Below are 14,293 nucleotides of genomic sequence, written 5' to 3'. Positions count from 1 at the left end.
CATTCTTTTAAAAACTTAGAAATGTAATTAATTTTTGATTAAATGCATGACCTGAGAGAAGGTATGAATAATTCAGGATTTAATTATAAATTCTGCTATAACAATGATAAAAACTGGTGTAAATATTATTTTCATATAAGGATATTCTTTTAAAAATGATATTAAAAAAAGGGCAATTATGCCCTTTTTTAATCATCAAGTAAATCCAATTCTTCTTGGCTTTCTTCTGGTGAAAGAACTTCTTCATCTAACCCGTATTCCTTGCGGATTTTGTCTTGTATCTCTAAACGAAGAGATGGATTTTCTTTAAGGAATTGCTTCGCATTTTCACGCCCTTGACCTAAGCGCTCTTCGTTGTAAGAATACCAAGAGCCGCTTTTTTGAACAATGTCAAGCTCTGTTCCTAAATCGATAATCTCTCCTTCTTTAGAGATCCCTTCACCGTACATGATATCTACTTCTGCAACCTTGAAAGGAGGTGCAACTTTGTTTTTGACAACTTTAATTTTTGTCTTGTTACCAACCATGTCATTTCCTTGTTTAAGTGTTTCAGCACGACGCACTTCTAAACGAACGGATGAATAGAATTTCAAAGCGCGACCACCTGGAGTTGTTTCTGGATTTCCAAACATAACTCCAACTTTTTCACGAATTTGGTTGATGAAGATGGCGATTGTTTTCGATTTGTTGATTGCGCCAGATAGTTTACGTAATGCTTGTGACATTAAACGAGCTTGAAGACCAACATGTGAGTCACCCATCTCGCCCTCAATTTCCGCTTTTGGCACTAACGCCGCAACAGAGTCTATAACAAGAATGTCTACAGCCCCGCTGCGGACAAGCGCCTCTGCGATTTCAAGTGCTTGCTCACCAGTATCAGGTTGGGATAGCAGGAGCTCATCAATATTTACTCCAAGCTTTTGTGCATATACAGGATCAAGTGCGTGTTCCGCATCAATAAATGCAGCTTGTCCGCCCTGCTGTTGAACCTCTGCAATCGCATGTAGAGCAACAGTTGTTTTACCTGAACTTTCTGGTCCGTATATTTCTATAATTCTACCGCGAGGGTAACCTCCTACTCCTAAGGCAGCATCTAGAGCAAGGGAACCGCTTGGTGTAGTTGAAACTTTTCGATCTGTCTGTTCCCCGAGTTTCATAATGGAACCTTTACCGAATTGCTTTTCTATTTGTTTTAACGCCATATCTAATGCAGCTTGACGATCGCTCACAAATTTTCCTCCTTTAAATGAATCTATATTAAATATACCGCTTTTTCAACAGTTTGCCAAGCAATAATCGAACATTTATTCGATTATTTTCCATCGTAAAATATTCTTATATTTTCACTTTTCTTTTTAGAAAAACTTCTATTTTAGCTATATGAACTGTTGTAAAAATGAATTTTATATATTTATAGAAAGAAAATAGGATCTGCTTAAATCAGATCCTAGAAAACATATTATATCATTCTATTTCCGATAATAGTTTGACTAAATAATGACATCCATACTTTACCGTTCTTACACGAATGCCATTTCTAGATCCGGCAAAATGAAATCTATAGACCTGTGTTTCTTTTCCACTAAACGAAATACCCATAAAAACAGTACCAACAGGCTTATCTTCCAGCGGCTGTGGTCCGGCAACACCGGTAAAGCTTATGCCGATGTCGCTGTTTGATAATTTCCGAATTTGGTCAGCCATTTCCTTCGCACATTCCTCACTGACGGCTCCATTTTTATCAAGTGTTTGTTTTGAAACATTTAGCAGCTGTTCCTTCATCTCATTTGTATAGCATACAATACTGCCTTTAAATAACTGTGAGGCACCATCAAATGCTGTTATTTGTTCAGAAAACATACCGCCAGTCAGGCTTTCAGCTGCTGATACCGTCTTTTGCTTTGCAAGTAACAGTTTTTTTAATTCTTGAGGTAAAGTTGTTTGTTCATAACCATAAAAAAACTCGCCAACACGAGATTGGATTTTTTGCTCAAGTTCATCAAGTAGCTGATTTGCAACATGTTCGTCTTGATGCTTAGCTGTTAAACGCAACGTTACTTCACCATCAGCAGCTAATGGTGCAACAGTAGGATTTAGCTGCTCATCAATGATATCCTGTATGTCGGTTTCAAGCTGTGATTCGCCAATTCCAAAGTATCTGAGCACACGAGAAATAATCTTTTCTTGAAATCCAAGCTGTTTTTGAAAATATTCCCGTCCATAGTTTTGAAACATTGGTTTCATTTCACTAGGTGGCCCTGGCAGCAGCATATAAATCGTTTGATCCACATTTAAAGCCATTCCAGGAGCCATACCATAATCGTTTTTTAATATGAATGAATCCTCTAAAACAAGTGCTTGCTTTTTATTGTTTTCAGACATGATCCGTTTCGTTTGAACAAAGTATTGTTCGATGCTATCAAGGGCTTCCTGGTCAAAGACAAGCTTTTTACCGAGTGTCTTTGCAATGGTTTCTTTCGTTAAATCGTCTTTTGTAGGTCCTAAACCACCTGTAAAAATAATAACATTTGAGCGTTCCTTGGCGATTTTAAGCGCTTGCTCAAGCCGTGTTGGGTTGTCACCAACAACGGTGTGATAATAAACATTCATGCCAAGCTCGGCAAGCTCAAGTGATAAAAATTGCGCATTGCTATTCACAATTTGCCCTAACAATAATTCAGAGCCGACCGCGATGATTTCAGTGCGAATACTCATCAATATCCTCCTATGGTTTCAAGATTACTTGGAATTAACAAACACATGTTTATTTTTATTTAAATAATCCCAGCCAGATATGACAGTGAAAAAGGTAGCAACCCATAATGCGATCATGCCAAAGGGCAAATTTATGAACTCAAATGGAAGGTTATGAAGCAATAGCGCTGAAATGGCAACAATTTGTGTCCACGTTTTGATCTTACCTAGCATATTAGCTGCAACAACTTCACCTTCACCTGCTAAAATAGCTCTTAATCCTGTCACAACAAATTCACGGCTGATAATAAGAATGACCATCCAGGAAGGCGCCAGCTCCAGCTGGACTAAAATAATTAAAGCAGCTGAAACAAGAAGTTTGTCTGCTAACGGATCTAAAAACTTCCCAAGATTTGTCACCAAATTAAGTTTACGGGCATAGTAACCATCAATCCAATCTGTTGTTGAAGCAATAATAAAGATTAGTGCACCAACAAAATGGGTGACTAAAATTGATTCAGTGCCGAATGTTAATTCGCCCCAGTCCAATGGCGCAAGCATGATCACCATGAAAACAGGTATTAAGAATATTCTCGAAATCGTTATTTTATTAGGTAAATTCATCAATTTTCCCTCCAAGTAACTGTATTATGTACTAAAAAGTGAGCGTGATTAGGTCATCGGTTTGCGAAGAGAATTTCTTACTTTTAACATGTAAACAGAAAATGGGACGACCCAAAATAATGCCTAGAACCTCCTCCAACATAATAGAAGGAAGAGGTGCTTGACACGTAAACATGAATCAATCCCTATTCTTTGCTATATATAATCGTAATGTTTTGAGGTGTTGTCTTAGCATCTTCATATTGTAAAAGCTGGCCATTGATTTTTAGCTCCGTACCCGGAACATTTCCAACCCTTACTGTTATTTCTGATTCAGCTGTAAAATCAAAGGTTTGTGACTCTCCTCCAGCAATTTCTGCACCAAAGAAGCTTTTACCTTTTCCATTTTTTATACTGACCCATGTTCTGCCTTTAGCAATCACTTCTAATTGAAACTTTGCAGCACCGGAGAGATTATATGTTGTTGTCGTACCCTCTTTCCCTTTTACTGTTAAAGTTTGTGCAGGAGTTTCCGGTTCCTGTTTAACTTCTTCCTCAACAGGTGGTGTTTCTTCCTGAACCTCTTCTTCTGGGTCCTCATCTTCATTGCCTGCTGCCGTATTTTCTACATTGTTTGTATATTCATTTCCATTTTCGACTTTCGTTGCCTCTTCACCTGGATTACTATCTGCAGCGTTTTGTCTCCATACCCAAAAAACAATGGCAATAAGAATAACAGCTGCCACAATTAATAATCTTGGAAGCAGATCAAGAAACTTGGATGCAGATTTTGGTAGTTGTTTATGTGTTTTTACTCTTGAAAGCTGTTCTGGTAAATCATCATTATATGTACTCGGGATTTCATTTTTATATTCTTCAAAGATCATCTCTGGATTTAAGTTCACCGCTTCAGCATATTGCTTAATAAATGCGCGAACATAAAATTTACCAGGGATCATTGAATAATTCCCTTCTTCGATACCAAGCAAATACCGTTTTTGTATTTTGGTCATTGCTTGAAGGTCATCCAAGCTAATGTTTTTTTCTTCTCTTGCTTGTTTCAGTCGATTTCCTAATTCACTCAACCGTAACACCCCATATTTAAAAGTCAAAGCCTGAAAGACTTGAGGAATCAAACATCATATGTGGTTCTTCAGCATCTTTATATGTAATTTCCTCATCAGGCTCATTACGAATTTCTATTATATAATCAAAATCATCAATTGTATATTCTGTATTTTGTACAAAAATATCAGGATGCTCTACAACTTTCGTTGCAGACAGCCTCATAATTTCCCTTACTAGCTGAAGATGCTGCTCAGAACCTCTTCGTGTAGAAACAATTCCATCGATAATGAACACATTATCCTCACTGTATTCATCTGCAATCAACTGGCTGCGAATCGTTTGCTTTAACAAAGTGGATGAAACAAAAAGCCATTTTTTATTCGCACAAACGCTTGCTGCCACAATTGATTCTGTTTTACCAACTCTCGGCATCCCGCGAATTCCGATCAATTTATGACCGTCCTGCTTATATAATTCTGCCATAAAATCGACTAATAGTCCAAGCTCATCCCTGACAAATCGAAAAGTTTTTTTATCATCAGCATCACGTTGAATATAACGTCCATGTCGTACGGCTAATCTGTCCCTAAGCTTTGGAACTCGAAGTTTTGTCACAGTTATATGATCCATGGTGGCTAGAATCGATTCAAGCCTGCGAACTTGATCATTGCTTTCACATTTTAATAAAAGGCCGCGACGTGAATCATCTACTCCATTTATGGTGATGATATTAATAGAAAGCATCCCTAATAAAGAAGAAACATCCCCGAGAAGCCCTGGACGATTTTTTTGAATTTCATATTCTAAATACCACTCATATGGCATAATTAAGCCCCCTTTAACCAACCACTATAACCTATAATATATGATTTTCCCGAAAGAAGAAAGAACAAAAAGAAAAGGGAAGTCGTCTTGCTCAGCGACGGAAAAAAAATAATAAATTCAAGAAAAAGAATAGTGAAAAAGAGAGGATTAGCTCCTCTCTTTTTTAATGTGAACCGTTATTTTGAACAAGTTTTACCATCATACTTGCAATTGCATGTTTTTCTTGCTCTGAAGCAACACTCCAAAGATCTGCTAATACTCTTTCTTGAACGTTTTTAGGGTCAACTTGCTTAGCTAAATAGTCACCAACTTCGAATGCTAAGTTATTAATAACCTGTTCGTTCATTCCTTCGTTCTGAGCATGATGTAAACGGTCACCAAGGAAATTTTTCCACTCATCCCAATTTTCTAAAACAGACATAGGAGTACCTCCTTTATAATTGTTACAGGCTTATTGTTCCTTATGGAGGTTTATTTTATTCCGGGATTCCTCGGAAAAACAAAAATATTGTTTTCACTAATACCATCCTCCATCAACCGACAATACCTGTCCTGTAATATAAGAGGCTTTTGGTGAAGCTAAAAAAGAAACCGTTTGGGCAATTTCGTGAGGAAGACCTAATCTTCCAAGGGGAATTTCATCCTTTAGCTGTATTAATTCCTCTTCAGTAAAAGTTGAAAGCATTCGGGTATCAATCGCCCCAGGTGCAATTGCATTTACACGAATTTGACTAGGAGCAAGCTCTTTTGCCAGTGCTTTTACGAACGAATTTTGTCCACCCTTCACCATAGAGTACAACACTTCACACGATGCTCCAACAATCCCCCAAATAGATGAAATCACAATAATGTTGCCTTTTCTGCTCTTCAAGATCGGAATCAGTCTTTGAGTTAACCGAAATGGAGTTGAGATGTGCAGGTTAATCATTTGGTCGATCTCATCATCATTCATATCAGTCACTAAACCGTAATAGCTCATACCGCTTGTTAATACAAGCAAATCAATTGGCATTTGAATTTTATTTACTACATGATCACAACCATTTGGTTGAGCTAAATCTGCATGGATCGGAATAATCATTTTATGATTCCCAGATGTTTCAATCAATTGTTTAATTGCTAGTTCATTTTGATAATAGTGGACGTATACATGATAGCCATCTTCCATTAGCTGTTTCGTAATGGCTGTTCCGATTCCCCCGCTTGCACCAGTAATTAAAGCATATTTTTCCATTTTTCCCCTCTCAAAAAAGAGGCGGTCTCAATAGGCTCTAACCTCTCCAAAAAACATGAATATATAGGAATGATAGACAATTTTAGATCCTATATATTGTATTGTTGGGGGCTAACCAATTATTTTAAGACTGCCTCTTTTACTATCTTCCTTACTTAGGAATAACCTGACAAACTGTAAATAACTCCTTATCAACAGCATCCTGAAGAATCGTAGTTATTTCTTCTTTTGTTAATGATTCAAGTGTTGGTACAACGTCAAAAAGCTTCATCTCATTAAAGGCATACCTTGTAAATTGATTGGCAATATATTCAGGTGAGTTAATGGCTCTCAAAAATGCACCGATCTTTTTATTTTTTGCTGCATCAAATGTAGTGAAGTCAACACCTTCAGCTTTTGCCTTTAATAGGATGTCTTGAATACGCTCTGCAAGTTTATCTGGATCCTCGGTATCTCCGCCAATCATAGCAAAACCAAATCCTTTTTCTTCTGTATAATCATAGCTGAAGGTATCATCAATAAGTCCTTCACTGTATAGATTTTCATAATTCTTTGAGCTCTTACTAAACAACATATCAAGAATAATATTCATGGACAGCTCATATTTTAACAATTCCTGACCAGATCGATTTGGATTTTTTGCTTTTAAACCGACTAAGCATTTTGATCCTTGAACATTCATCTTTAATTTATCTATTTTTTTATAAACTTCAACAGGTTCAGACGGGAATTCTCGCTTAATCTCCGATTGAGCAGTAAAATCCTTTTTCTGCTGATTTTCCCTAACTTGCTTTAAAATGGCTTCAGGTTCAACAGCTCCAACAATAAATAACAGCATATTGCTTGGATGGTAAAACGTATTATAGCATTCATATAATGAATCTTTTGTAATTTTAGCAATCGAATCAATTGTACCAGCAATGTCAATTCTCACAGGATGATGCTGGTAAAGATTTTGAATTAAACCAAAGTATAATCTCCAGTCAGGATTATCATCATACATATTAATCTCTTGTCCGATGATGCCCTTTTCTTTTTCAACCGTTTGCTCAGAGAAATAAGGTGTTTGTACGAAATCAATTAATGTTTCCAGATTCTGTTCTACATTGCTTGTACTCGAGAATAAATAGGCCGTTCTAGTAAATGAGGTAAATGCATTAGCAGATGCACCTTGTTTACTAAATTGCTGAAACACATCACCATCTTCTTTTTCAAAGAGCTTATGCTCAAGAAAATGCGCTATTCCATCCGGAACTGTGATCATTTCATTTTGATCTAACGGTATAAAGCGATTATCAATTGACCCATATTTCGTTGTGAAGGTTGCATATGTTTTGTTAAAGCCTTTTTTAGGTAATACATAAACATCAAGTCCATTTTCCATTTTTTCATAATATAGCTCCTCTTGAAGCTGCTCAAAACGAATAGGATTTGTCATTGAGTCCCCCCCATTCCCTTTAAGAAATAAATTGTATCAAGCTCTACCTTTTCTGCAAGTTTTACAACATCCTCTTTTGTTACCTCTTCAATTCCTTGTAAATAGTCATCAAAAGGCCGATTTATTTGAGCAATAACATTATGGTAGACAATCTCAACTAATCCATACGGCGTATCAATTGTTTCTAATAATTGATTGCGGATAACGGCCTTAGTTTGTTCCAATTCTTGCTCTGAAAAATCCCCTTTTTTCATAGCCGCCATTTGTTCACGAATGATGGTGACCGCTTTTTGGTAATTTTCAACCTCAATACCTGACATAACCATGAGCAGACCTTTATGGCTCTCTACCCTTGATGCTGCATAATACGCTAAACTAGCCTTTTCACGGACATTAATAAAAAGCTTTGAATGGGAAAAGCCTCCGAAAATACCATTAAAGATTTGTAAGGCATAATAGTCATCATCACGGTACGTACTATTTGTACGATAACCAATATTTAATTTTCCTTGCTTTACATCCTGTTCTTCAATGACTTCATTTTCTTCAATCGCTTTTTTTGCAATAGCTTCACTAACGGTTTTTTCATTATTTTCAAAAGAAAAATATTGTTTTACATACCCTTCTACCTCTTGTTGATCAATATCGCCAACAACATACAAATCAATTTTATCGGAACTTATTGCTTTTTGATAATAATCGTATAAAGATGTTGCTGATATCCCTTCAACATCATCAATTTCACCATTGACATGTAATGCATATGGTTCATCTTTACACATTTCCTGGACAAGACGTAAATTTGAATACCTCATCTTATCATCATAAACAGACTGGATCCGTTGTTTTAATGTTCGTTTTTCCTGAGCTACGATTTCTTCTTTAAATGCGTTACCGTCAAGCACGGGTTCTAACAAAATTTCTGCTAACAGCTTCATTCCTTTTTCTAATAAAGGAGTTGAATCAGTAAGAAATTTTTCATTCGCTATTTCCATCCGGAAAGAAATAATATGGTTTTCTCCTTTTTTTGCAAGGTCTACATAAAGTGTTGCACCGTATAATGTATCTAAATGCTGACGCAAGCTTATGCTTGTAGGAAAACTTTTTGTCCCTCGTTGGAGTACATAAGGAAGTAAGGCTCTATATGTAACATCTTGTTTATTTAAAGGTGCAAGCATTTTTAATACAATTGTATTCGTTTTAAATTTCTTTGTTGGTACAGAATGAAGAGAAAGCCCATTTACTTTACTGAGCTGTTCATCAATAAATGCCATTTTGACCCTCCTTTTATGGTAGCTAAATTCCTTTTCATATGCTTGTAATTATATCAATACGAGGATAATAAAGGAAATAATACACATTTTTCTACTATTTATTCTTTCACTAATCGAACGACTATATACAATGAAAGGAAAACATGCTGATATAGGGAATAATCCGTATAATCAGCATGTTATGCTAGTTTAGGCATTTGCTTCGAATCAGAACCCTTTTGCGGATCATTTTTCGGTTTTATAAATAGCATGACGATCATAACAGCTAAAAAACTAACCCCTCCTGAGATATAATAGATGAGATGCTCAGAAACCGTCATGAAATAAGCATAAGCCGGGGGGCCTGCAGCTACCCCAATAAATCTCATTGAACTATAAATTGAGGTAATTGTCCCTCTATGCTCTTTTTCAATTCCTTCTGTAATGATGGCGTCAAGGCTTGGTAATGTGATCCCAATGCCGATCCCTGTGATGACTAAAAACGCAAATAAAAAAAGAAAAGAGTGTTGGACCCTTATTGCAACAAATGAAAACGTAACAAGACCCATACCGATAAGAATCACTGTTTTCATTAACTGTTTACTTTCTCCAATTTTTTTCCCCGCTACATATGAGCTGACAGAAAGAGCTAATAACGGAATGGCTAAAACCAGCCCTTTTCTAACACCATCAATTTGATAAATCTTTTCAAGCATATCAGATAAATAAAAAAGAACTCCAAATAGCACAAACATGATAATACACCCTACAATAAAAATGGCAAACAGCCACCTGCCATTTTCTTTAAATATATCTTTTATACAATGAGCAAATTTTTTAAATGATTGTTTTTCGTTCTTCTTGTTCTTTGGTACCTTTATAAGAAAAACAACTAATAACACGCTAATGAAACAAAAAAAAGGAATAAACCAAAAAGGCATAAACCATATAAAAGCAGCTAAAACAGCCCCAATTATCGGACTTAATACTTTCCCCGCTGTATTAGCTGTTTCCGTTAAACCTAATCCTGCACTAACCTCTTCATCGTCTTTGAACATATCGCCAACTAACGGTATGACAACCGGTGCGGCACCAGCAGAGCCAATCCCCTGTAAAACCCGTCCTAATAGAATAATCATAAACGGATGATCCATTTGCCAAGAAGCCCATCCAGATACTGCTCCTCCAATACCCGCTATTATTAGACATGGGACCATAACCATCTTTCTACCGAATCGATCTGATAAATAGCCTGCTATTGGAATTAATATAATCGCAACAATTGAATACACTGTTATGATTAACGAAACTTGAAATGAACTTATATATAACTTCTTTGAGATTAAAGGTAGAACTGGTATTAACATTGAATTACCTAATGTCATAACAAGTGGAACAGATGATAATGCTAATAAATCGAGCTTCTTTCCTGCTTCCATCTATGCTTCACCTTATCTGCTTTTATTTTTATTCTTTTACATTTTGTGTAGTTACGATTTAACCTATACTGGGATAAAGTAGCAACTAAAAAAAGGAATAATTGGCGTTTTAGATATCAACAGAAAAGGCTGTCTCAAATAAGGTCAAACTACCTTTTTGAAACAGCCTTTCAAAAGTATATTTAACGTTTTCCTTTTTCATAAGGAGACCCTAATGCTTTAGGAGAATCCGCACGACCGATAAATCCTGTTAACGCCAATATAGTCAATACATACGGGAGGATAAGTAGGTAAACAGATGGAATATCAGCCAAGAACGGAATTGTTCCTCCAATGATACTTAATCCTTGTGCGAGTCCAAAGAACAAAGATGCACCCATGGCTCCGAGCGGATGCCATTTACCAAATATGACAGCAGCAAGCGCCATAAATCCTTGTCCGCTTATCGTTGCATGGCTGAAATCCCGAGAAATAATCGTTGCATAAACAGCACCGCCAATCCCAGCCAAAGCACCGCTAAGCATAACTCCAATATACCTCATTTTTGTAACATTAATCCCCATTGTGTCTGCAGCCATCGGATGTTCTCCAACTGAGCGAAGTCGCAGGCCAAATGGTGTTTTGTAAATGACATACCAAACAATAACCGCTAAAAGAATGGCAATGTAAGAAGTAATATATCCACCAGAGAAAAAGATTTTCCCTATTACCGGAATATCACTTAATAATGGTACATCAAATTTATTAAAGCTTATGCTGATCCGATCTGTTTGTCCTTTTTGGTAAATGTTTTTAACCAAAAACAACGTTAGTCCTAAAGCCAAAAAGTTAATGGCTACACCGCTAACTACCTGATCAGCTTTAAAGGTAATAGAAGCAACCGCATGAAGCAAAGAGAAAACAGATGCAGCAATCATTGCAGCTAAAATGGCGAACCAAGGTGTCGCGCTGCCAAAAATTTCAGCGAAATGTAAATTAAACACAATACCGACAAATGCGCCAATGATCATTAAGCCCTCGAGACCAATATTTACTACACCTGAGCGCTCACTAAATACACCACCGAGAGCAGTGAAAATAAGTGGAGCTGCCACAAACAACGCGGTTGGAATGATGATTTCTAAAGCTTGTAAAATGCTCACTTATTTCCCCTCCTTTTTAAAACGAGATAAAATCCATCTAATGAAATAGCTTGAAGCTACGAAGAAGATAATAAGCGCAATGACGATTTCAACAAGCTCATTGGGAACACCTGCTTCTGAAGGCATGTTTAAGGCTCCGACTTTTAATCCGCCAAATAAGGCGGCAGCAAAAATTATACCTAGCGCTGAGTTTCCTCCGATCAGAGCAACTGCGATTCCGTCAAAACCAATCCCTGTAAAACCGCTTTTTACAGAAACATATTCAAATGTCCCTAAACCTTCCATTGCTCCGGCCACACCAGCAAATGCTCCTGATATAACCATGGAAAGAATAATATTACGATTTACATTCATCCCAGAATAATGTGCAGCATGATGATTAAAACCAACTGCACGCAGCTCATAACCCTTTGTTGTTTTTTCTAAAAGAAACCACATAATAAAAGCAGCTATTAGTGCAATGAAAATTCCATAGTGCATCCGTGAATAATCCGTAAATAACTCAAAAGATTCAGATCGCAAGGATGCAGTCGGAAATATGTTTTCGGTTTTATCGTCATTATCTGTAATCACATCTCGAATAAGCGCATTTGTTACATGAAGTGCAATGTAGTTCATCATAATCGTGACAATAACCTCATGTACTTTAAATCTCGCTTTTAACAACCCAGGGACAAACCCCCACAAGGCGCCAGCTAATCCAGCAGCAAGAATCGCAAGTGGAAGATGGATAATGGCAGGTAATTCAAATGCTACTCCAACCCAGACTGCTGCAAGCCAGCCAACGATTACTTGCCCTTCAACACCGATATTAAAAAGCCCAGTACGAAAAGCAAACGCCACGGCTAAACCTGTTAAGATATATGGGGTTAATTGTCTAATCGTTTCCCCAATATAATAAGATTCACCAAATATTCCATACCATAATGCACTATACCCTGCAATTGGATTGTACCCGCTAACTAACATGATGATCGCTCCGCAGATCAACCCTAATAAAACGGCGATTACCGGAATTAAGATGTTCATATACCGAGTTAGCTTCATGACCTCTCACCTGCTTTCTGACGCTTACTACCAGCCATAAGTAATCCCAACTCTTGTTCAGTTGTTTCTTTTGGATCAACAATATCGACAATTTCGCCTTCATATATTACAGCAATGCGGTCACTTACATTCATGATCTCATCTAATTCGAAAGAAATGAGAAGCACTGCTTTTCCATTATCTCTCTGCTCAATAAGACGACTATGAATAAATTCAATTGCCCCAACATCAAGACCCCGCGTAGGCTGTGCCGCAATTAATAAATCAGGATTTCGATCCACTTCTCGCCCAATAATAGCCTTTTGTTGGTTTCCACCTGACAACGCTCTTGCTAAAGTAGTTGAACTAGGTGTCCTGACATCAAATTCCTCAATTAATTTTTTGGCTTTATCATAAATCGTTTTAAAATTTAAGACACCGTTTTTAGAAAATGGGGGCTTGTAATAGGTTTGCAACACCATATTTTCACCGATCGGAAAATCAAGCACTAACCCGTGTTTGTGACGATCCTGCGGAATATGGCCAATACCTGATTCGGTTATTTTCCTTGGATGTGTATTTGTAATATCTTTATTATTTATTTTTATACTTCCAGACTCGACTTTTCTTAAGCCTGTAATCGCTTCAATTAGTTCTGTTTGTCCGTTTCCATCTACTCCGGCAATACCGACTATTTCACCTGCACGAACTGATAAATTTAATGAATTGACCATCTGCACCTGGCGATTATCTTTTACAACTAAATTCTCAATTGTTAAAACATCTTCCTTTGGTGTTGCAGGAACCTTTTCAGTTGTAAATGAAACCTCCCGGCCAACCATAAGAGATGCAAGCTCATTTGGATTTGTCTCAGCAACATTTACTGTACCGATCCCCTCACCCTTGCGAATAACTGTTACTCTGTCACAAACCTCCATAATTTCCTTGAGTTTATGTGTGATCAAAATAATCGATTTTCCTTCATTAATTAATGTTTTTAGAATTTGAATCAATTCCTTTATTTCCTGTGGTGTCAAAACAGCGGTCGGTTCATCAAAAATCAATATTTCTGCACCACGGTACAATGTTTTTAAAATTTCAACTCTTTGTTGTGCACCCACAGAAATATCAGATATTTTTGCTGTCGGATCAACAGCAAGTCCATATTTCTCGGAAATTTCTTTTACTTGTTTTTCAGCTTCTTTAATATTAATTGAAGGGCCATTTTTCGGTTCATTTCCTAATATAATATTTTCCGTGACTGTAAATGTATCGACAAGCATAAAATGCTGGTGAACCATCCCAATCCCAAGATCATTTGCTATATTTGGATTTGTAATCGCGACTTTTTTCCCTTTTACTCTAATTTCCCCTTTTTCAGGTTGATAAAGACCAAACAAAACATTCATTAAGGTTGACTTACCAGCACCATTTTCTCCGAGTAAAGCATGAATTTCTCCTTTTTTTACTTGAAGGGTAATGTTATCATTTGCGATAATGCCAGGAAATTCCTTACGAATATTCAGCATTTCAATTACATATTCCAAACTTGCTCACACTCCTTTTCCAGA

13 protein-coding genes are annotated in these 14,293 nt (G+C 36.9%); all 13 read right to left on the bottom strand.

Going from position 1 to position 14,293, the window contains the following annotated elements; translation table 11 throughout:
* Window positions 1-188: 188 nt before the first annotated feature.
* Window positions 189-1,229, bottom strand: coding sequence for a recombinase RecA (gene recA, locus Q1B07_RS01660; protein WP_299090213.1), 1,041 nt, complete (start codon window positions 1,227-1,229; stop codon window positions 189-191).
* 235 nt (window positions 1,230-1,464) lie between these two features.
* Window positions 1,465-2,721 (bottom strand): competence/damage-inducible protein A, encoded by a 1,257-nt coding sequence (locus Q1B07_RS01655; RefSeq protein WP_299090221.1) that lies wholly within the window; start codon window positions 2,719-2,721, stop codon window positions 1,465-1,467.
* 18 nt (window positions 2,722-2,739) lie between these two features.
* Window positions 2,740-3,321, bottom strand: a complete 582-nt coding sequence (gene pgsA, locus Q1B07_RS01650; protein ID WP_299090211.1) for a CDP-diacylglycerol--glycerol-3-phosphate 3-phosphatidyltransferase — start codon at window positions 3,319-3,321, stop codon at window positions 2,740-2,742.
* A gap of 182 nt (window positions 3,322-3,503) precedes the next feature.
* The gene (locus tag Q1B07_RS01645) at window positions 3,504-4,391 is read right to left on the bottom strand and encodes a RodZ domain-containing protein (RefSeq protein WP_299090218.1); all 888 of its coding nucleotides are present in this window, start codon (window positions 4,389-4,391) and stop codon (window positions 3,504-3,506) included.
* A 7-nt stretch (window positions 4,392-4,398) separates the two neighbouring features.
* On the bottom strand, window positions 4,399-5,193 hold the full coding sequence (locus Q1B07_RS01640; RefSeq protein ID WP_299090216.1) for a DUF3388 domain-containing protein: 795 nt from the start codon (window positions 5,191-5,193) through the stop codon (window positions 4,399-4,401).
* A 160-nt stretch (window positions 5,194-5,353) separates the two neighbouring features.
* The gene (locus tag Q1B07_RS01635; RefSeq protein ID WP_299090210.1) at window positions 5,354-5,611 is read right to left on the bottom strand and encodes a DUF3243 domain-containing protein; all 258 of its coding nucleotides are present in this window, start codon (window positions 5,609-5,611) and stop codon (window positions 5,354-5,356) included.
* Window positions 5,612-5,707: 96 nt separating this feature from the next.
* A complete protein-coding gene (locus tag Q1B07_RS01630) occupies window positions 5,708-6,424 on the bottom strand; it encodes an SDR family oxidoreductase (RefSeq protein ID WP_299090209.1) in 717 nt (238 codons plus the stop codon).
* Between the two features lie 151 nt (window positions 6,425-6,575).
* Window positions 6,576-7,862 (bottom strand): pitrilysin family protein, encoded by a 1,287-nt coding sequence (locus Q1B07_RS01625; RefSeq protein ID WP_299090207.1) that lies wholly within the window; start codon window positions 7,860-7,862, stop codon window positions 6,576-6,578.
* The gene (locus tag Q1B07_RS01620; protein ID WP_299090205.1) at window positions 7,859-9,136 is read right to left on the bottom strand and encodes a pitrilysin family protein; all 1,278 of its coding nucleotides are present in this window, start codon (window positions 9,134-9,136) and stop codon (window positions 7,859-7,861) included. The genes Q1B07_RS01625 and Q1B07_RS01620 overlap by 4 nt, the downstream gene beginning before the upstream one ends.
* Before the next feature lie 179 nt (window positions 9,137-9,315).
* Window positions 9,316-10,554: an MFS transporter gene (locus tag Q1B07_RS01615; protein ID WP_299090203.1), complete on the bottom strand. Its 1,239-nt coding sequence runs from the start codon at window positions 10,552-10,554 to the stop codon at window positions 9,316-9,318.
* Between the two features lie 182 nt (window positions 10,555-10,736).
* Complete coding sequence (locus Q1B07_RS01610; RefSeq protein ID WP_299090200.1) at window positions 10,737-11,696, bottom strand: ABC transporter permease; 960 nt, start codon at window positions 11,694-11,696, stop codon at window positions 10,737-10,739.
* Complete coding sequence (locus Q1B07_RS01605) at window positions 11,697-12,743, bottom strand: ABC transporter permease (RefSeq protein ID WP_299090198.1); 1,047 nt, start codon at window positions 12,741-12,743, stop codon at window positions 11,697-11,699.
* A complete protein-coding gene (locus tag Q1B07_RS01600; RefSeq protein WP_299090196.1) occupies window positions 12,740-14,269 on the bottom strand; it encodes an ABC transporter ATP-binding protein in 1,530 nt (509 codons plus the stop codon). Before Q1B07_RS01600 ends, Q1B07_RS01605 begins: the two co-directional genes overlap by 4 nt.
* Between the last annotated feature and the right edge of the window lie 24 nt (window positions 14,270-14,293).

Origin of the sequence: uncultured Metabacillus sp. (assembly GCF_947503125.1) — a bacterium.
Classification (GTDB): domain Bacteria; phylum Bacillota; class Bacilli; order Bacillales; family Bacillaceae; genus Metabacillus.
The sequence above is the reverse complement of the archived record's forward strand: the minus strand, read 5'-3'. Positions and strand labels throughout refer to the sequence as shown.

What these genes read in the sequence shown, in the direction of transcription:
- Q1B07_RS01635 (WP_299090210.1), bottom strand. Translation starts at nt 5,611, where the DNA reads ATGTCTGTTTTAGAAAATTGGGATGAGTGGAAAAATTTCCTTGGTGAC.
- Q1B07_RS01630 (WP_299090209.1), bottom strand. Translation starts at nt 6,424, where the DNA reads ATGGAAAAATATGCTTTAATTACTGGTGCAAGCGGGGGAATCGGAACA.
- Q1B07_RS01625 (WP_299090207.1), bottom strand. Translation starts at nt 7,862, where the DNA reads ATGACAAATCCTATTCGTTTTGAGCAGCTTCAAGAGGAGCTATATTAT.
- Q1B07_RS01620 (WP_299090205.1), bottom strand. Translation starts at nt 9,136, where the DNA reads ATGGCATTTATTGATGAACAGCTCAGTAAAGTAAATGGGCTTTCTCTT.
- Q1B07_RS01615 (WP_299090203.1), bottom strand. Translation starts at nt 10,554, where the DNA reads ATGGAAGCAGGAAAGAAGCTCGATTTATTAGCATTATCATCTGTTCCA.
- Q1B07_RS01605 (WP_299090198.1), bottom strand. Translation starts at nt 12,743, where the DNA reads ATGAAGCTAACTCGGTATATGAACATCTTAATTCCGGTAATCGCCGTT.